Source organism: Microvirga brassicacearum (assembly GCF_008757455.1).
In the GTDB taxonomy this organism is placed as follows: domain Bacteria; phylum Pseudomonadota; class Alphaproteobacteria; order Rhizobiales; family Beijerinckiaceae; genus Microvirga; species Microvirga brassicacearum.
The window spans coordinates 95,584-115,220 of sequence record NZ_VCMV01000001.1 but is presented as its reverse complement, the minus strand read 5'-3'; the positions used below and the strand labels follow the sequence as shown (position 1 = coordinate 115,220).

At 58.7% G+C, this 19,637-nt stretch carries 14 protein-coding genes; 9 read left to right on the top strand and 5 right to left on the bottom strand.

Features of this window, described 5'->3' with window-relative positions; genetic code table 11:
• Window positions 1–19: 19 nt before the first annotated feature.
• Window positions 20–1,069 (bottom strand): ABC transporter substrate-binding protein, encoded by a 1,050-nt coding sequence (locus FEZ63_RS00470; protein WP_150941670.1) that lies wholly within the window; start codon window positions 1,067–1,069, stop codon window positions 20–22.
• Window positions 1,070–1,328: 259 nt separating this feature from the next.
• Between FEZ63_RS00470 and FEZ63_RS00465 the strand changes: the two genes are divergently transcribed.
• Window positions 1,329–2,231 (top strand): LysR substrate-binding domain-containing protein, encoded by a 903-nt coding sequence (locus tag FEZ63_RS00465; RefSeq protein WP_150941669.1) that lies wholly within the window; start codon window positions 1,329–1,331, stop codon window positions 2,229–2,231.
• A 354-nt stretch (window positions 2,232–2,585) separates the two neighbouring features.
• Here the strand turns inward: FEZ63_RS00465 and FEZ63_RS00460 are convergent, their stop codons facing one another.
• Window positions 2,586–2,843 carry a hypothetical protein gene (locus tag FEZ63_RS00460; protein ID WP_244622577.1) on the bottom strand — a complete coding sequence of 86 codons (258 nt, stop codon included), beginning with the start codon at window positions 2,841–2,843 and terminating at the stop codon, window positions 2,586–2,588.
• A 629-nt stretch (window positions 2,844–3,472) separates the two neighbouring features.
• On the opposite strand from FEZ63_RS00460, the gene FEZ63_RS00455 reads away from it, so the two are divergent.
• The 3 genes from FEZ63_RS00455 (at window position 3,473) to FEZ63_RS00445 (ending at window position 7,257) form a co-directional block, all read left to right on the top strand.
• Entirely contained in the window at window positions 3,473–4,825 is a 1,353-nt protein-coding gene (locus FEZ63_RS00455) for a polysaccharide biosynthesis/export family protein (RefSeq protein WP_162419637.1), read from the top strand.
• Between the two features lie 127 nt (window positions 4,826–4,952).
• Window positions 4,953–5,840, top strand: coding sequence for a ParB N-terminal domain-containing protein (locus tag FEZ63_RS00450; RefSeq protein ID WP_162419636.1), 888 nt, complete (start codon window positions 4,953–4,955; stop codon window positions 5,838–5,840).
• A gap of 88 nt (window positions 5,841–5,928) precedes the next feature.
• The gene (locus FEZ63_RS00445) at window positions 5,929–7,257 is read left to right on the top strand and encodes an O-antigen ligase family protein (protein ID WP_150941666.1); all 1,329 of its coding nucleotides are present in this window, start codon (window positions 5,929–5,931) and stop codon (window positions 7,255–7,257) included.
• A gap of 61 nt (window positions 7,258–7,318) precedes the next feature.
• Here the strand turns inward: FEZ63_RS00445 and FEZ63_RS00440 are convergent, their stop codons facing one another.
• Window positions 7,319–8,464 carry a glycosyltransferase family 4 protein gene (locus FEZ63_RS00440; protein WP_150941665.1) on the bottom strand — a complete coding sequence of 382 codons (1,146 nt, stop codon included), beginning with the start codon at window positions 8,462–8,464 and terminating at the stop codon, window positions 7,319–7,321.
• A 387-nt stretch (window positions 8,465–8,851) separates the two neighbouring features.
• The gene (locus tag FEZ63_RS00435; RefSeq protein WP_162419635.1) at window positions 8,852–11,296 is read right to left on the bottom strand and encodes a Wzz/FepE/Etk N-terminal domain-containing protein; all 2,445 of its coding nucleotides are present in this window, start codon (window positions 11,294–11,296) and stop codon (window positions 8,852–8,854) included.
• 642 nt (window positions 11,297–11,938) lie between these two features.
• Between FEZ63_RS00435 and FEZ63_RS00430 the strand changes: the two genes are divergently transcribed.
• From FEZ63_RS00430 to FEZ63_RS00420, 3 genes are all read left to right on the top strand, one after another.
• Entirely contained in the window at window positions 11,939–13,384 is a 1,446-nt protein-coding gene (locus FEZ63_RS00430) for an undecaprenyl-phosphate glucose phosphotransferase (RefSeq protein WP_150941663.1), read from the top strand.
• 234 nt (window positions 13,385–13,618) lie between these two features.
• Window positions 13,619–14,686 carry a hypothetical protein gene (locus FEZ63_RS00425; RefSeq protein WP_162419634.1) on the top strand — a complete coding sequence of 356 codons (1,068 nt, stop codon included), beginning with the start codon at window positions 13,619–13,621 and terminating at the stop codon, window positions 14,684–14,686.
• Window positions 14,649–15,845 carry a glycosyltransferase family 4 protein gene (locus FEZ63_RS00420; RefSeq protein WP_150941661.1) on the top strand — a complete coding sequence of 399 codons (1,197 nt, stop codon included), beginning with the start codon at window positions 14,649–14,651 and terminating at the stop codon, window positions 15,843–15,845. The genes FEZ63_RS00425 and FEZ63_RS00420 overlap by 38 nt, the downstream gene beginning before the upstream one ends.
• Here the strand turns inward: FEZ63_RS00420 and FEZ63_RS00415 are convergent.
• Complete coding sequence (locus FEZ63_RS00415; RefSeq protein WP_162419632.1) at window positions 15,839–16,714, bottom strand: glycosyltransferase family 4 protein; 876 nt, start codon at window positions 16,712–16,714, stop codon at window positions 15,839–15,841. The two genes, FEZ63_RS00420 and FEZ63_RS00415, sit on opposite strands and share 7 nt — an antisense overlap.
• A gap of 488 nt (window positions 16,715–17,202) precedes the next feature.
• Here FEZ63_RS00415 and FEZ63_RS00410 point away from each other — a divergent pair, with 488 nt between their 5' ends.
• Window positions 17,203–18,054: a class I SAM-dependent methyltransferase gene (locus FEZ63_RS00410; protein ID WP_150941659.1), complete on the top strand. Its 852-nt coding sequence runs from the start codon at window positions 17,203–17,205 to the stop codon at window positions 18,052–18,054.
• Between the two features lie 44 nt (window positions 18,055–18,098).
• Window positions 18,099–19,574: a lipopolysaccharide biosynthesis protein gene (locus FEZ63_RS00405; RefSeq protein ID WP_150941658.1), complete on the top strand. Its 1,476-nt coding sequence runs from the start codon at window positions 18,099–18,101 to the stop codon at window positions 19,572–19,574.
• The last annotated feature ends 63 nt before the right edge of the window (window positions 19,575–19,637 follow it).

Sequence of the window (19,637 nt, the reverse complement as noted above, 5' to 3'; positions counted from 1 at the left end):
CGAGCCGGAACGCCTCGTGCTACCGTTCGATCTCGCGGTTCCAGCGTTGCGTCCACGCGGCGCGCTGCTGGTTGACGGTCGGCCAATCGATCTTGACGAGCTTGGACACCGCCTCGTCCCCGAAAGGAACACCTGCGGCTTCGTCTTCGGAGAGCTTGGTGGTCTTGTTCACCGGGCCATACCCGCTGCCCGCGAGGATTTTCTGCACGTCGGGCGAGAGCATGTATTGAATGAACTTCTGAGACAGCGCCGGCGCGTCGCTGTCCACCACTGGGCACATGGTCACCATCAGCGCCACTGTACCTTCCTTCGGCTCGGCGATTTTCAGCGGCAACCCGGCCTTCTTAAGCGCCACCGCCCGCGAGCGGGCCACCACCGTCATGGCGATCTCGCCGCTTTGCAGCAACTCCTCCAGCTTCGGAGCGGAGGGCGCGAAAGTCAGCATGTTCGGCCGGATCTTGTCACGATAGGCAACGAAGCCAGGCTCGATCTCCTTTTCCCCGCCGCCATTGGCACGCGCCACCATGATCAAGCCATGGAGTCCCGTGGTGCTGGCCGCACCGAGGAGCGACACCTGCCCTTTGTAGGCAGGATTGCCGAGATCGCCCCAGGATTGCGGGACGGGCCATCCCTTTTCGGCGAAGACCTTCTCGTTATAAACCGGACCTGTCGCCCCGATGCCGAACGCGATTGCGCGGTCGTCCAGTTTGGCGATCGGGTACACGTCGTCGAGCACAGCCGCCTTCTCGATGGGTGCGCAGAAGCCGAACTGCACCGCCTGATACATCGGGCCGTCATCGACGATGGCAATGTCGATCTCCTGTTTGCTGCGCTGCGCCTGGAGCTTGGCAAGCGTCGCGGTGGACTGACCAGCGACGTACTCGACCTTCACGTTATTGGCTTTCTCGAAGGGCGGCAGAATGGTGTCGCGCATCTGCTTCTCGAACGAGCCGCCATATCCGGCGATGTACATCGTCTGCGGAGCCTGGGCGATCGCCCCGCTCCCTGTTGCGGAGGCGCCGATCAGAGCGGTCGCGTAAAGGAGAATCCTGGTGCGGTCGATCATCATGTTCCCTTTCTGGAGCCTGTCTTCTGGCAGTCGCGTTCCATTCCGATCCGGGGTCTCGGCGGATCATCAATGCAGTCAGCTTTCTGCCGCAGGGTGAGCCTAGTTTCGGTGGGCTGGCTGATATGTCAATTGCATGATTTTTAATTCGCTTATACATATCTGATATGGGCTATGCCGAATTGAAAGCACCGGACTGGACCGGGATTGACGGCTTGCCGCCTGTTTCGCCATCCGCTTTTTGGGTTAATCTCTTCTCTCCATGCAGATCAGTCATAAGCACCTCGAGGCCTTTCAGACCGTCATCCGGACGGGCGGTTTCACGAAAGCCGCCCGGCTCTTGCGCACATCCCAGCCATCGGTCAGCCGCATGATCCGGCAATTGCAGGACATTGTGGGTTTCCCGCTTTTCACCCGCGTCGACGGGCACACGGTCCCGACGGCGGAGGGGCTCCTCTTCCATGAGGAAGTGGAGAGATCATTTCTTGGATTGGACAAGGTGCTCCACCGCGCGTCTCAGATCCGCGAGCGACGCGTAGGGCATCTGCGAATCGTGAGCATGCCTGCTCTCGCACAGACTTTTCTTCCGCGTGTCATGTCGCGATTTCTGCGGGAGCGACCCGGCGTCACGGCCTCGCTGCAGGTCCAGCGCTCGGAGACGATTGCGGCGTCGGTTACCACACAGCAATTCGACATCGGCTTTGCCATGCTGCCCTTCGAACGGCCGGGCCTCGAAGTGTCGCTGTTCGATCGTGCCTGCGGCGTCTGCGTGATGCCGCCCTCGCATCCCCTCGCCCACAAACCGTTCGTGGAGGCCAAGGACCTCCGTGGCGTGTCGCTCGTCGGCAGTGGCCCGAACAGCCTTATCCAACTGGCGCTCGAGCGCGTCCTGAACGATGCGGGCGTGCCTTACGACGTTCAGATAGAAACGCCGATAACAGCCGTCGCTTGCCAGTTCGTCATCGAAGGCGCCGGAATTACGATCGCCGACCCGTTCACCGCGTCCGCATTTCACCAGGTCGGTCTCATCTCGCGGCCCTTACGGCCCGAAGTTCCGTTCAATTTCGGCGCCTTATTTCCTTCGAATGTTTCCCGCTCGAATCTCGTCCTGGAATTCATCGCCCTGGCGCAGGAATACCGCGATCGGATCCCGAATACGGGCTGAGGTTGAGCGAAGCTGCGACACAACGATGGCCGACGCTCGCTCCGGATCCGTTCAAGCAAAGCTTTATTCTTGCTTGAAAGAACTTCCCCGAAGGCCCCTGCGGACGGCACCCACATCTTCGGATCGTCTGACCTCGGCATCAGCTCGCCGCGCGCGATCGCGAAGGTGCGCGCCCTCATCTCGGATAGGGATGGATTCCAATCCGGAGGATTCGGTCCGAGGCTGCACGCGCCGTCTGTGTCCGCGCTTTGGGCATTGCATCATCGCTCTTCCGACCAGATCGAAACTCCCCCGTTATCCGAACACAACTTAATTTGGATCAGAGCGCCAGGAAGTTGATGCTTGTTGAACCGCCTACGCGATGAGGTGAAACAGGTAGAAGCCGTTAAACCGCACGCCAGCCGATGCGGCTCTTGAGTGGAAACCTGGTGGCGGAGCATCCGCAGGGTGAAGCGATCGCTCGAACAGCCACCCTTCCGCAATCACGAAGCCGGGCACAGGATAGTCCTCTGGCACGGCACAAAAAAGCAAGGGCCGCTGCGCGTTACGGAACAAATTATGAGTACGATCCGGTGACTCGACAACGAGCAGCGGTTTATCAATAACCGTCAAGCTATGCTCCCAATGACTGCGGAAAAGCGGCCTTCCAACAGGATTGTGTCAGGAGATCGACGGCGTTCAGATAATTAGGTTTACCGCGAGCGTATCCGGCGGAGACGCAAAACCAACCCGCTGAAGTTCGCGCGTGAGGGGCGAGGTCGTGGCAGGTTTTGTAGCACCTCCGGGACGCGAGCGTGCCCGACGAAACTGGCAGGCTCATCACACGCCCCAATACACTGCCCTTGCTCAAGCTGCGTCACCCACATTCAATGGCTCTTGGAATGAGCTCTTGGAATGTGGCAATAGCTCTTGGAAATGTGGGCTGTGGCCTTACGCTATCTTGCGATAAATGGGGCGTTCGGATCTCCGAGCGAGCGAGACGAGGGTAACCTCAGCGCTTTATAGAGGTTGACATCTGCGCTTTTCCCCGAGAGTATTATCAATTATGTTGGAGCTATTTAGAGTTGCAGCTTCATTGAAGCGTACGTGCGTAGATTAGCACGCTAGAGAGATGTCGGACATCATCATCTCGCCTCGTCATCGAAATTGCTGAAATGGAAACCGTCCGGGCGATCCTTTGACGGTCGTATGTACAGCGATCCCGCCTAGGGCAATTGATGTCGGAATGCAGAGAGGCAGCGATGGGCTCTCGGTTTCTGGTCCAGACACTGGCTCGGAGTAACGCACTCCAGAGTGTCAGGTCGCATAACCTGCTTTGGTCATTGCTGTTTGTCTTGCTCCCGCTCGGTGCTACAGCCGACGATTATCGCCTTGGCCCGCAGGATAGGTTACGCGTCAAGGTCGTCGAGTGGAGGGTCGGCAAAACCGAGTATTTCGACTGGGAGGTTTTCGCCGGCGAATACGCCGTGAACGCCTCCGGGGTTGTCTCGCTACCACTCATCGGCAGCCTACCTGCGGAAGGAATGACGGCGGACGAGTTTGCTGTTGCCGTTGCCGAAACCCTGCAGAAGCGCGCCGGGCTCCCGAACCGGCCAGAAGCCGCCGTCGAGATTATCCAATACAGGCCGATCTACGTGGTTGGAAGCGTCGAGCGTCCCAGTGAGTACGCCTACCGACCTGGGCTGACGGTGCTTCAGGCGGTTGGCCTGTCGGGTGGCTTTTTCCGGCAGACTGAGGCGGGCCTCATCCGCCTTGAGCGCGATAGGCTCACAGCAGCCGGAACCCATGAGAGCGCTCGTCTGGAAATACGCCGCGTACTGGTCCGCCGCGCGCGACTGGCCGCGGAACTCGCCGACAGAACGCAGATCGCTGCCCCGGAAGAATTACGCGATGATGCAGACGTCGCGCGGCTCATTGCCGACGAGCTTGCGGTGATGAACGCACGCAGCGACTCGATGCGCTCCCAATTGGCTGCTCATTCGGAACTCATAGGTTTATTCTCCAAGGAGATTGAGTCTCTCCAGCAAAAGATCGCCGTTCAGGACAAGCAGATTTCTCTCGCCCGTCGCGAACTGAGGAGCGTCGGCAGCCTAGTTGAAAAGGGCTTGGCAGTGAGTTCGCGAGAGTTCGCACTCGAGCGCACGGTGGCTGATCTCGAGAGCAAGATGCTCGACTACACGACTGCCGCGCTCCGCGCCAGGCAGGAGATCAGCAAAGCGGACCGGGATGCGTCCGACCTGAGGGCAGAGCGCAAGGCGAAGGTCGTCACTGAAATACAGGAGACGGAGGTCGCACTTGACCAGCTTAGGGCGCGCCTCGCAACCGCCCAAGGTCTTGTGAATGAAGCGACCACCGTCGCACCACGGTTGGTGCTCGACCGCTCGCTACAGACCAAACAGCGGATGGCCTTCTGGATCGTCCGTCGGAATGGCATCAATGCCGTCAAGTTCGTGGTCGACGAGAACGCTATTGTCGAGCCGGGCGATGTCGTGGGGGTGGAATCGGGGCCCGGAGAGGATCTTTCGGCCCGCTGGCCCAGCCTGAGCGCCGCAAGCGAGGGCTCGAACCCACACTCGCAATCGGGCGCCAACTAGGGCTTTTGAGGCAAGCGCCGATTATGGCGAGCGGCGGTTCGGCATCGAGACGGGCCGTCGCCGCCCTGTATCAGAAAGGAATTTCTCAGCGAACAAAGATGTCCACCAGCTGTCAATGGAGCATTGCATGCGACCGATCTCGACAGAAGACTTGGAAAAGCCAATTGGCGTTTGTGCCGGCGCGGTTCCGATGCTGCAATGGCTCCGGATCGAAGATCTCGTCGTTGATCCGACCTACCAGCGCCCTATCGTGGGGCAAGGCCGCCGCAACGTCATTCGAATCGCCTCGGCCTTCTCATGGTCCTGTTTCTCTCCAGTCGTCGTTGCTCCAGTGGAGGGAGGGAAGTTCGTCATCATCGATGGACAGCACAGGACCACGGCCGCGGCGCTAGTGGGTTTCGACACCGTCCCGTGTCAGGTAGTCATCGCCGCGCGCGAGCAGCAGGCAATCGCCTTCAAGGCAATCAACGGCATTACGGTGCCAATCTCACCCATGGCCTTACATGCAGCGGCAGTCGTGGCGCGCGAGCCTTGGGCCATCGATGTCGCTGATGTATGCGTCAGGGCGGACGTAGAGCTTCTTCGTTACCCGCTTCCGGTCGAGCGTCAGCGTCCCGGGCAAACGATGGCCATTGGCGCAATTTCCCGCTGCCTGAGGCTTTATGGCGCCGCAACAGTGATCACAGCCCTGCAATGCATTACCCAAACCGCGAACAACAGGCCCGGCGCTCTCACAGCACGGTTGATCCGCGGGTTATGCGAGGTTCTCAACAGCGAGCATCGCTGGAGAGACAGCGGGCTTGCCTTACTGGAGGCGTTCGATGCTATCGATCTGGCAGCAATCCAGAGCGACGCGGCAATGCGCACCGGAATGACGCGCGTGAGCCAGGTCGAGAGCATCACAGAACAAATCCGTGTGGATCTGGCCCGGCTGATGCCCCTCCCAGAAGTCGACGGATCGGCTCACCACTTGGGTTCGAGAAGCTCACTCGCGACCCACATCCTCTCGGACTAAAGCAGATTGGATCTGCCGTTCCGAGCGCCATGGCGCCTGGACGGGTCGAACCGACGCGCAAGCCGGGCTTGGTGGAAGGGTTCAGATTATGGAATCAGAGATTCCGACGTTCCCTGCACACATTGTGATGGGTGCCTTTCTGATTCTGCTCCCCTCCACTTGGATCGCTGCCTCCCGCTTCAAGGACAATCCGACTCGCTTTCTGATCGCTGCTATCTGGCTGCGCTACCTGATGTCAGCGTTCCACGAATACACGTATTCCCCAATAGCCGGGGGACTGTCGCTAAACGCATTGGCCTCGGTCATCCTGACAGCCATTGGCTTCGCCGTCGTAGACAAGCGCCTTCTGAAGCTGAAAGCTCTCGGGGCCGTCTACCTGATGATCGCGGTTCTAGCCGTCAGTGCAATCGCCAACGGCCGCGTGGAAGGCGTGGGAAGCCTCGCAAAATGGGGCTATCTTATCACCCTGACGATTGCTGCCTACGAGGCCCTGCGGCGACACGGATCCGTTGCGCTGTTTTGCGGCCTCCTCACCGTTTTCCTGCCGCCCCTCGCTCTGCAGCTGCTGTCGGTTGTCATGGGCTTGGGCAAGGGCAGCGAGGAAGATGGCTCTATTTGCTTCATCGGCGGCTACAACCATGAAGCCGCATTCTCCATTATTGTCCTCACCTTTCTCTATTGCTCATGTTTCCTGGCGCCGGACAAGCCACGACTGACCGTCCTGTGCATAGCTGCCGCGCTGCTCGCGCTTCTGCTGGCGAACTACAGGACGTCACTACTGGCGGCACTCCCAATCTTGGCCGCAATCATCTTCTTTGGCGCGATCAGGCGCATTTCTCCCAGCGGACGCCCTGTGATCGTGATCGTGATCGGGTTGGCCGGAGCCATCTTGCTCTACGCCCTCGCGAGTGCCATGCATCAGCGGTTCAGTGATCTGTTCGTTGTGCTGTCGAACAGCGCGGGCCTCCTCAAGCCGCCGGAATATTATACGGAGGCGGAGGCTGACCTCCTGTCAGCTCGTGCGATCATTTGGAGTCGCTACATCACGGCTTACCTGAACGGCTCGGTCACGAACCTCGCTCTCGGTTTCGGTCCAGAGTCGTGGGACGGAGTGTTTAGCCACTACGCCCACAACACCTTCGTGTCGGTGCTGTACGAGGCCGGGCTCTTTGGGCTCGTTTCCCTGGTGTATTTGTTCGCGTTGAACTTCAAGCTTGCGATGAGGACAGCTTCTGGTCGACGCCCTTTGATCATGGGCGCGCACATTGGATTTTTTGTGTTGAATTTGGCCACGATGCCGTTCTGGTTGATCGAAGGGAATGTGCTTCTCGCCCTGACGCTGGCCTATACGCTTCATGCGCAGGTGCTTCGGCGCATACGGATGCCCCGAATGCGATTGGAAATGTCGACGAGGTGAGGCGAATAGAGCCGGTACCGGGTTGCCGATCAGCGTCGGGCGACGCGAAGCAGTTCTCCGCCTACAGGGCCTCTTGCGGGAATTGCGCGAGTCCCGGCTTGGGAGCCTCGAGTCGGCGATAGATCTCGATGATGCGGCGAGCGTGCGTGCGCGCCGAAACATCCTCGGCGATTTGCCCGCGTTCGTGCTGCCCGAGAATCACGGCCTCGGGTTCGCGAAGGATATCGAGTGCGAGCGATGCGAACTCATCCGGATTCACTCCGATTTCCGCCAAGCGGCCGCCGCGCCAGCGGTTCCAGATCTCCCGGTGGCCTGCATCGTCCGTGGCGAGATACGGCGTTCCGACGATAGCCGCCTCAACCAGCGTGCGCCCGAATGGCTCGTTTACCGACGTTGCAAGAAGGAGGTCGAGGGCGGCGATGTTCCGCTCGCCAGGTAGACGGAAACCGGCAAACGTCACCCGATGGGCAATTCCAAGCTCCTTTGCCACTCCCATGAGATCGTCCTCGGTTTCGTCGCCGTTGCGTCCAAATACGACGAAGTGACAATCTGGTCGGGCTGAAGCCAACCTTGCGCAGACCTCCAGGAAATAGCGCGACCGCTTCCTGAACCAGAAGTTGCTCACGAAACCAATGAGAGGCCCTTGCCTTGAGCACCCGATCTCAGCTGCGAACCGGCGTGCTTCACGACGAAGAAGGTTATTGCCGGACACGTGGATCGGATTGAGCACGAGGGTTCTCCTGCCCGGCGCCACGAATTCCACATTGTGCTCACATGCTTGCGAGATACAGACGACTTCGTGGGCAAGATTGACGAGAAGCCGTTTGGGCAACGTCATCCGATTGAGTGAACGGTGATGATACAAGATGGGCCTGCCGGCCAGCCGCGCCACCGGTCCCCAGGACTGCACGGCTGCGAGGTCGTTGAAATGGACGACACAATCTGTGGCCAACTCCCTGACGATCCGCCAGCGATCGGCAAATCGAACCGCATCGTATGCCGGATGATGGCGATACGTGGGTGGTTCGCCGGTCGCTACAACGGCGAAACCGCTCTTGTCTGCCTGTTCGGCGACGAGCGTTCTAGCTGAACAAAGGACGCTGCACCGAATTCCATGCTCCTCCTGCAGGGCCCGTCCAAGGGTGAAGGCCGAGACGTGGCTACCTCCCATGTCGCCGCCGACGAACGGAAAAACGACTGATGTCACTGCAGAGGGTCGCCGGCGTTTGGGTAAGGCGAAGCTTGATGTCACGGCGAAACCTCTTTCCGAGCTTCGGCCCGCGAGTACTGAGGCAGCAAACAGACTGCACGCATTCTGCGATGTCTACTGCACATGAGACACATGGACGATGGGTCGACTGACTGGCAGTTGTTCCCCCGACGGCGTGGCGAACGCGACGGCCAGCCGTTAGGCAGCGCTCCGGGCTGGCCGAGAAGTCGATGCATGCTTGCCCTCATGCTGAACCTTTTTTCAGCCGGCAGTGGACGCGATGAACGGATCACGCCCGTGTTGGAGAATCCAGACAGGGCTCGTTTGTGACGAAAGATCCGGACCGAATGCAAGTCCTCCCGCAGGTGATGCTCCCCAGGATCCTCATGCACGCCACCCGTCTGCGTCGGAAATGTCGCGCCTGACGGGGTAACGCTGGTACAGCCGGAGAAGTCTCATATCCACCCGGTTCAAGACGACACCCATGCACCGGGTCTCATCCAAGTCATCGGCAACCAGAGCTTCCTTGACGAGGGCCTTCGATGTGTGCCCCCAGCGGACCGCGAGGAGCACGCTGTCGACCTTGCTTGCTAACGCCCTCGCATGGTTTGCCGCGCCAAGTGGCGGAAGATCCACGATGATATACTCGAATCGCTCCGATGCCTCACGAAGGACCTCTTCGAATCTCTCGCTTGTGATCAGCCGGCTCGAGTGCGCGAGATCCTCCCGGTAGACCGTGGGAAGTATCACAAGCTCCGAGCCAGGCACACGGCGCAGGGTTCCTCGCCAAGGTTGAATGTCGGCAAGGACTTCCAAGAGGCCGTCGGTAGCGTCAGGGGCGAGGATTCTAGTTAAGGTGGGGTTTCTGAAATCCGCGTCGACAAGGAGTGTCTGGCTTCCCTCGTCGGCGAGCAGCGCAGCAAGGTTGGCGGCAATGAGTGTCCTGCCCTCCTGCGGCGCCACGGAAAGAACTCCAATCACTCGCGCACGGGTACCCCCACACCCATGAGAGGCCGAGGTCGCAACTGACCGAAGGGCCTCTGCGAAATCCGAATGGGGTGCATGGAGAACGTAACGCGCGAGCGGCATCCGATCTTTCGGTGAGATCCCGCGCAACGAATTGCGTCTTGTCCACTTACTGAACCTGGGGAGAGAGATCGTGGGCAGCATTCCGAGGCATTTGAGCCCGAGTTCTTCGCGGACTTCGTCTCCAGTCCGCAAGGATCCGTCCCGGTACTCGCGTATGGCTCCGTATGCGCTCCCAACAATGGTCCCCATCAGGGCTGACAGGAGGATGATGGAAAATGTCTGCGGGTGACTTGGTTGCATAGGGAGCACAGCCGGAGTTACAACCCGTGCATCGCTCATCGGAAATGATTGCTGTTGAACGGTTTGCTGGTAACGCCCCAGGAACGATTGATAGAGGCTCTTGTAGGTATCCGCCGCCCGCTCAAGTTCCCGCAGTTGCACGAGGCTGTTGTTTGCCTCAGCAGCGACACCGATCAGCTTCTCGACACTCTGGCTCAGCGATTCCTGCCGCGATCTGGCGATCTGGTATTCGCTCTCGTAACCGTTGGCAACTCGAGAAAGTTCGACAAGTATCTGGCGCTTAACCTCCGCTTTCTCGGATCGATACCGCACTGCGCGCTCGTGATCCGGCCCAAATGATGCAATGATTTCCACCTCACGTCTCAATGCCTCCAGGTAACGCGCCTGGAGTTCGCTGATCACAGCGTTTCCCATTGCCTCCCCGACCAACGCCTCAATCTGGTTTGTGTCGAGGATGGTGCGAATTCTGTCGAGCCGCGCGCCGGTCCGTGCAACTTCCCCGCGAGCGACACTGAGTTGGGTGTTCAACTCCGCTAGTTGCAAATCGGAGACGAGTTGCCCTCCCACCGCGATCAGGTTGTTCGCCAAGCGGAATCGTTGGACCGCGAGATCGGACTCGACCGACTGTTGCCGCAATTCATCGAGCCGCTTCTGGAGCCATGAGTTGGCCTGTCGGGTCGCCTCGTACTTTGCATCAAGTTGATCAGCCAGATAGGCCTCAACATATGCGTTGGCAATCCGAACGACCTGATCCGGACTAGTCCCCGTGTAGCTAACCGTGATGACGTAGGTTTTTCCAACGCGCGCAATCGTGGTCCTGCTGAGCAGGCGATAGACGGCTGCCCATAGTCGCATCTCCCGCGCTCGCGACCCATCCGCCACCGCCTCGGGGCGGTCGCGCAGCTTGCCGGCGACGTCGCTTGCGATCTGTTCAATCCGCCGATACACCGAAGTCAACAGCCAACCTTCGCGAGACCAGAAAGTTGGATCGTTTGCGAGGTTCAACTGGTTGATCGTCGCGAGCGCAATCCTCCCCGACTTGAGGACCTCTACTTGACTGTCGACGACGATTGGAGCATCCACCCCGACATCCGTGACGGCGGAAACATCCTGAACCGCCCGGACCTGACGACGGTCGATCATGATACTCGTCGTTGTGGTATACAACGGCACGGACGTCACGGCGTAAAGGATTCCAAGTGCAGCGCCAATCGCGGTTAGGCCAAGGATGATTTTCCACTGACGTCTGATCGCTGCAAAGATGTACTGCAGGTCGAAGACCTCGTTTTCGTCCCTTCCCCCAACCGGGGCGACCACTGGCTCCTCAAAAGACTTGCGCGTCGGCAGTTGGAGCATGACACACCTCTCGAAACACACCTCTCGAATTGCATTTTTTCTGGCGCGTCGCCGTACTCGCTGGTTCTCATGAATTCGAGACGCTGAGAAGTGCCGGTCTGATCCGACGCAATGGCTAGGAACTCGCCACTCGGTAGCGTCCACTACCATCGCATCGTCTTAACTATTGCTCAAGCCGAAATGCAGCCCCGACACGCTGCGCTATGTCCAAAGGATAATTGTGTCCTCGAGACGCGCGATGCTAGATGCAACCTGATGTTTTGAGGTTAGCATCAATACGGCTTCGGATTGATAGATTACGCCGAAGGACCAGCAACCCCATGCATTGTCTGCGCCGCCGCTAATTTAGCAAACCTGGAAAGAGCTGAGACAACTGCGTCGGCCAAGGCAGAGTGAGGTTCCCCGAGGGCACAAATGCAGCTATCCGCGAAAGGTCGTGCCCACCGCGTCTGTGATCGCTGTGGTGTCAGCAACGTGGCAAGCATCAGTGACACACACGTCCTCAGCGCATGCGTCCTCAGTGCATGTATGTGACGCTGCGAGATTGATCGAAGGGTCGCGCGACCTGCTCAGTTTGCTGCTAGTTTAGAACCCGCCGCGCAGTATCGCGCAAGCTCGCAACGGGCTCGTCTGAGTCGCGACTTCGGTTATCTGCAAAGAACATCGCACCTTGATTTCCCGGAATTGAGCGTCACGTGAGAGGGACAAGCTCAATAAGCTGGCTTACAATCATCTTTGGCTGCACAGCTAACGTTTTTGCGGGGCCCAATACCGGTTTAGTCAGATATGACACCGTCTTATTCAATATTATATGCAATAAACGGGACGCGGCGGCGCTGGCCGATCGTATATGACGATTTTGGTTTCTTCATCCGCCTGTCCGATCTTGCCGCGATCTTGCTAGCGAGCGTTGTAGCGGGTGCAAGTTACCATTTACTCGCTTTCGGCGAGATAGGTCCAATTGAGAAGTTTGTTGTGTTCGGCATCCTCTTCGGGGCTCTATTGCTGCCATGCCTCGGGGCTCATGGTGTGTACGAACAAAATTGCATCATAGATCCTCGCACAACCCGCAGCACTGTCGTGTTTCTTTCCGCAATCGTTTCTCTGTTTTTGGCTGGAGTTCTTTTCATCCTCAGCCCGAGTCATGCTTTCTGGCCCGGCCATGTTTTCCTCTTCGCCGCAATTGCACCAGGTCTCATCGTTGCCCAGCGCATCGCGCTCTCGCAGGTGATCTCGCGCGCGCTCGCGCAGGGTCGACTGAACGGGCGAGCGATCGTGCTCATTGGGGAGGACGGCGCTGGAACAGCCCGGCAAAAGCCCGACTCTGAGCGTTTCGGCTACCGTGTTGTGAGATCGGTCGTCGTGCCGCCTCAGACGGAGTGCTTCTACACCGATGCGGATTGGAAAGCGTGTGCACGGCAGGTTATCGAGTATGTCCGCGAGGCGAAGCTTGACGAAGTCCACATCGCGCTTGATTGGCGTCGACAGGGAGCCGTGAATGCCCTCCTGGCGGAGCTGCAGATGACGCCTGTGCCAGTTCGGCTCCTGCCGGATCCAAGCATTCTGGAGCTGATGCGGCATCCCCATGTCAAGGTCGCATCAAATGTTGCTATTGAACTGAAGCGGGCAACGCTGACTTGGGCCGAGAAGGCGCAGAAGCGCACATTCGACATTTTCATTTCCGGAGCCGCCCTGGTCCTCTGTCTACCACTTTTCGCTGTAATCGCGTTGGCGATCAGCCTCGACTCGCAAGGCCCCATTCTGTTTCGTCAATCCCGCGCAGGCTTCAATGGCCGTGTCTTCCGAATCTACAAATTTCGTACGATGACCGTTCTCGAAGACGGGGAGACGGTGATTCAGGCGACGCGCGACGACCCACGAATTACCAGTGTGGGCCGCTGGCTCAGGCGTACAAGCCTCGATGAACTCCCGCAACTCCTTAACGTGATCAAAGGTGAGATGTCGCTCGTTGGCCCCCGCCCGCACGCGCTGGTGCATGATAGCGAATTCAACCGTCTGATTGGCAACTACGCACTGCGCAGTCACGTCATGCCGGGCATTACCGGCTGGGCACAAGTTCATGGTTTGCGCGGCGAGACGTCAACGATTGACGCAATCAGGCAACGGGTCGAGTTGGACATTCAATATATTGCGAACCGTACTCTGCTTCTCGACCTCCAGATCTTGGCCATGACGGTAGGCGAGGTCTTACGGCATCGCAACGCATACTAGGTGCAGACCGGACGCGGTGCGCTCGCTGCTATCACTTGTTGTTCCTGGGAGGATTGCATGGCTTTGCATGCGCCTCGACTAACACATGCCCAGAGGCGGGCTCTCATAAGAATTCTTCTCGTTGTCGCCTGTGCTGCTCCAGGCGTCGCCTTCAGCAGCGAGCCACGGACACTACACATTGCTCCGTCGCCTGCTGGTGATTCGAACGGGTCGGATTGGGCAAACGCCGGTGGGTTGGAAAAGCTCTCCGCATTCGTCGCCCTGGCTGGGCCCGGCGGCAAGGTGCTGCTTAAAGCCGATGATGGACCCTACCGGATCTCACGACAAATTGTCATCCGGGCCGGCGGGGCCGATGGGCTGCCTGTCACGATTGCCGGGGCAGATAAAGCCGGAAATCCCGCGAAGGCTGAGCTCGTCGGAAGCCGTGCCGATCCTTGGAGCCTTGAGGGTGATCCTGGCTCGGAGGTCTTCCGTCTCTCCGGTGGCGCGAACTATCTCCGCTTCGAGCACATCTACTTTCGCAACCATGGCAATGGCTGCTTCCGTATTGCTAGCGACATTCAGGGACTGGAAATACGGGACGTGGACGCGAGAAACGTCCGCCGCTTCCTTGAGAATAACGCAAGCGGTTCGGGTGCGCACGCGAGCATCTACGACCTCACCATTCGCCGGGTGACTGTGCGGGGCTATTCGAAAGGGGCGATCAGGCTCAAGGATAACTCAGCCAAGATTGTCATAGAGGACGTCCTCGGCGACAGCGAGCGTCAGGACGGCGACAACTTTGCAATGGGAATCTCGCTGCAGGACACGGTTCATGACGTCGTGATGCGTCGCGTGACGATGATGAACAGCCATGACAGCACGCACGAATACTGGAACGGTGACGGCTTTGTAACCGAGCGCGGCGTCCACAATATCCTCATTGAAGACACGCTTTCATCCGGCTCGACGGACGGCGGCTACGATCTCAAATCCTCCAACACCACTCTCCTTCGAGCTCGCGCAGAGGACAACATGCGCAACTTTCGGATTTGGGGCGACAGCAGGATTACAGATTGCGTAAGCCGCAATCCACACAAGCGCGGTGGAAACGGCAAACAGAATCATTTCTGGGTTGCGAACGGCGCGAAGGCCCGTGTCACCGGATGCCAGATCGAAGATCAGGATGAGGGAACCACCGCGTTTGAGGTGGGGCAAAAGGGAGAGATCATTGTGGAAAATTCACTGATCAGGATGAACGCGAGGGCACGCCTGTCGCTGATCCATGATGGCGGTCTACTCGACATCCCGGCCGCCAAATAGCAACCTGATGGGAGGGTGCGCCGTGCGGATCTGCGTGCTTGGACTGAGAGGTATTCCTCAAGTGGTCGGAGGGATTGAGACCCATTGCGAGCAACTTATCCCAAGGCTGCAAAGGCAACGCCCGGACGATGAGTTCACGGTAATTGGTCGGAGATCCTATTGCCCGCATCTGATATTCGAATACTGCGGAGTCCGGATAGTCGCTCTCCCGCATGCCAAGAATAAATATCTTGAGGCGATTTCAAATTCAGCGGTAGGCCTTCTCTACGCGCGGTTCTACATTCATGCAGACGTCGTTCATATCCACGCGATCGGCCCAGCCTTGGTCGCGCCGCTAGCCAAGGCGCTTGGCATGAAGGTTCTCGTGACTCACCACGGAGCGGATTACAACCGGGATCGTTGGAATGCTTTTGCCAAAGCAGTTTTGCGAGTTGGCGAATTTTGCGCCGTGCACTTCGCTGATCGTCTGATCGCGGTCTCTCCGTCTCTCGCTGAGCAACTCAAACGCCGCTATCGCTCACAGGCGTCGCGCATCTCGTTTGTCCCCAACGGTGCCACTCACATCTTGCAACCGGCCGCCTCGGAACGAGAGCGTCGTTCTCTCCGGCGGAGGTTCGGAATACGCGGCGAATATATCGTCACGGTCGGGCGACTCGTTCCGGAAAAGGGATTCGACGATCTCATCCGCTCATTCAAGAGTGTCGCCAATCCACCTAAGCTCGTCATTATCGGAGGGGCTGCAGCGGGCGATCCGTACGTCGCGCACCTTCATCACGAAGCGAATGACAGAGTGGTGTTTACTGGCTCTTTAAGAAGAGCGGAGGTCACCATTCTCCTTCGGGACGCCTCTCTTTTCGTGCTTGCATCCCGGCATGAAGGGCTGCCGATCGCTGCGCTGGAAGCCGCGATCCTCGGGTGTCCACTTCTACTGAGCGACATCCAACCGAACCTCGATCTTGGCTTGGCACAAGCCAACTACTTCAAGGTCGGCGACAGGGACGACCTGCGGCGGAAACTGGCTGATCCTCCCAGAACCTTCCTCGTCGATCCGGCTGTCATTCTGAACCGCTACGACTGGGACAAGGTCAGCGAGACAACGAGCGCTGTATACTCGACCTTGATGGAGAAGACCCCGAACGGGCTCGCGAACACTCATTGAGTGGCTAGGCAGATCCGGCGGTAGATCCCAAGCATCTTTGCAGCGTGAAGTCGCGGCGCAAGTTCCTCCGCCACCCTGTGGCGAGCCTCGAGCGAAAGCGCTACGTCTCCCGAAGCAGCAAGGACGTTCACAGCCGCATCCGCGAACTGTTCCGCCGTCGCATCGGGCCTAACCAGATGGCCACCAGACCACCGGGCCACTATTTCGCTATGGCCGGCGTCGTCGGTTGCAACGAAGGGAACCCCGAGCAGTAGCGCTTCGACAAGCGTGCGTCCGAAGGGCTCGCCAAGTGCCGGAGCGAGCAGGACGTCCAATGTGGCAAGATTCATTTCAGTCGGAGATCGGAAGCCAGCCAGAGCGACCTTGTCAGCGATCCCAAGTTCGCGCGCGCGGTCTTCAAGGTCCTTGCTCTGATAGTCACGCTCCCGGCCAAATATGATGAAACGGGCATCGGGCTCGCGTTCGGCAAGGACTTGGCAGACTTCAAGAAAGAAATCAGGCCGTTTCCGATATTGAAAGTTACCGACGAAGCCAACCAGAATGGGCCTCCGATCCTGCCACCGTGCACCGAACTCGGCCCTCCACCCCGCCGGGCGCTCGAGCGCCGGCCCAGGAAACGGATTCAGGATTGAATGGACTCGGTGGTCCGCCAGGAAGCCGAGATTGCGCCGACACGGCTCGGATATGGTGATCACGGCCTGAGCTATTCGAACCAGTGCCCTGTCGAGCCGCGACATCGTGAGGATAACCCGATGGTGATAGACCACTGGTAGACTCAATAGCCGTCCCGCAAAGCCCCAAGACTGGAGGGTCCAGAGATCGTTGCAGTGGACTACGGTGTGAGGCCCGTAGAGGCGCAGTGCCTGCATTCGCCGAGGTAGTCTGATCAAATCACTCCCGGGCTTGCGGGCTTTCGCCGGAGCATCCGCCGTCGCTTGAACCTCGAGGCCCATCTCAGAGGCTTGTCGCGCAATGCTCGAGGCCGCCGGAGCAATAACGATGCACCGTATCCGATGATCAAGCATCAGCGAGCGAGCGAGGTGGAACGTGGAGATATGGCTTCCACCAACGCTCGCGCCCGTAAATGGAAAGATGATCGGGCCGACCGTTGCACTTGCCCTAGAATCCATCACGCGCCATCCGAACCGCTCGATTGGCCGCGGCCACCTGGACGCGTCCGTCAGTGTCGCGCGGAGCTCCTTATCCGTCAAATTGAGCGATCGCCAGCTTGATGAATGCTCGGCGCCTCGTCTAGTTTAGATTTTGTTTGTCTTTTGCGAATTAGCGCGCCGCGGCACGTGAGGCGCGCTTCCGAGGAGCGAAGCCTATATGTTCCGATACTCGCGAACCGAAGGGCATGAACAGGATGCGCGTGATCGGGGATGAACAGCTTAACCATTATGTCGAGGCTGGTATTCGGCAGGTTCAGGGTTGGTTCGGCCGAGTCGACGCCGAAATCTATCGAGGTGTCATCACCGCGCAGAATGAAGCGGGTCTGGGCGGCGCTATGGCAGAGATCGGAGTTCACCACGGCAAATCCTTCATCGCGATGTGCTTAGGCCTGCAGGATCAGGACAGGGCATACTGCGTCGATATTTTTGAGGACCAGCACCTGAACAAGGATTTCTCCGGGATGGGCAGTCGGATCAAGCTCGAGGAGAACCTGAGGCGCTTCGGCATAGCTCCGGAAGCTGTTGTAATCACGAAAAGCTCGTCTCTCGATATCACTGCAGCCGACATCCTTGCCGCGGTTGGAGAGGTTCGTTTTTTCAGTGTTGACGGCGGACATTGGCTTGAGATTGTTCGGAACGATCTCACCATCGCGGAGGGGTGTCTGGCGGAGCATGGTGTAATAGCCATCGACGACTTCCACCGTGCGGAATGGCCAGATGTGTCTGCAGGTTACTTTGCGTGGCATAGTGCTCGCACGAAGCCGTTGGTGCCATTCGCGATCGGCTCCAACAAACTGTATGTCTGCCATCAGAAATGGATCGATTTTTATCGCGAGCGGATCGATAACACACCGTTTCTACGTTCCCTGAAAACCAAGCATAGCGAGTTTCAGGGCATCGAGATTCCGGTTTTTCAGAGTCTCCTGCTCCCGGACGCGACAGTAAATACGAGATTTCGGCGCTATATGATGACTTACCATCCAGAGTTCTACGTCAGAGTAAAGAAGTACCGGTCGATGATAGCCCGCAGACGCTAGATGGAGAATCCGCTCGGGTCGGAGCGATCCTTTCGAGAGGCTGCATGAGCATACGCAGAAAACTGATCGCCGGTTCACTGTGGTCGATCGGGGCCAGTTTCACATCGCTGTTTTCCGGCTTCTTGGTGTTCTCGATCTTGGCCCACCTGCTGCAGCCCGCAGAGTTCGGCATTGTCGCCTTCGCGGCTATTTTTATCGAAATAGCCGCCACGTTCATGACTGCCGGCATTCCGGAAGCGCTCATCCAACGGGAAAAGTGGGATGAGACTGCGGCATCGACTGCATTCTGGACCAGTCTCGTTAGTTCCACGCTCTGCGCGGTCGCCATATCCGCCGCCGGCGTCTGGGTGATCCTGTCGGGCTCCTCTCTGCTAGGAGCGGTTATCATCGCTTTGGGAAGCGGCCTCATTGTCGATGGTGCGCGCGCGGTCCACGAGGCCAAGCTCCGGCGCGAGTTCGGCTACAAGGTCTTGGCGCTCCGCACGACCACCGCCAAGTTGTCCGCGGGCATCGTCGGCGTCGGCTTGGCTTATCATGGCTTCGGTGTGTGGGCGCTGGTCGTAAACCGCCTTGTTGCTGCGATCCTCAGTGCCGTAGTCATTTGGCGAGCAGTGCCGTGGCGGCCGCGGCTGGTGTTTTCCAAGAGCGATCTGCGACAGTTCGGAAGATTTGGCGGCACTCTGATCACCGCTAAGATGCTCGGCGAAATCACGAAGCGTATCCCCGAACTGGCAATCGGGTTTGTCCTCGGCCCCGTGGCGCTGGCTTCATACCGGGTGGGGTTGCGCGGCCTGCAATTTCTCATCGGTACCACTATCAGGCCTCTCCAGGTCACAGCCCTCACAGCGCTGTCGCGGCTGCCACCAGCCGCCGTTGGCGAGGCTTACCTTCGGATGACCCGTGCGACGGCCCTGGTTTCCTTCCCGGTGTTTTTAGGCGCCGCCGCGATTGCTCCCGATTTCGTGGTGCTTTGCTTCGGGCAAAAATGGGCGTCGAGTGCCTCCGTGATGACGGCACTTGCACTTGTGGTGGCGCCCGCCACCCTCGTGTACTTCGCTGCCCCAGCGCTCACGGCCGTCGGGAATACACGGTTGATCGTCGTGTCGGACATTGCACAACTCCTCACGAGTACCCTTGTCGTCCTGATCGCAGTGCCTTTTGGCATCGTGGCGATTGCTGCCGGCCTGACTATTCGCAGCCATCTGACTTTGCCGATCGTCTTGCTTATGCTCCGCAAGGGGGTCGGTCTGCGTGTAAGAAGGACGGCAACCGCCCTGATTGGACCTGGAGTCGCAGCTAGCCTCATGGCCATTGCCGTGACCGCTGCGCGCCTGTTCGTCCTGGAGGATATGGGACCGCTGGTGCGCTTGCTTGCCTCGGCCTTATTGGGAAGTGTGATCTACGTTGTGCTGCTTTTCGCATTTGCGCCTCGCTACACATCGGAGACACTGCTCGAGTTTCTTCCATACCTTCCCCCGAGATTCCAAAGAATCGGTTCTCGGATCGTGAAGCGTCGGTAGTCTTCCACCGAGACGAACAACTTATTTTGGCGCGGCGGCGGCTGAATAGCGTGGCGGTTCTCA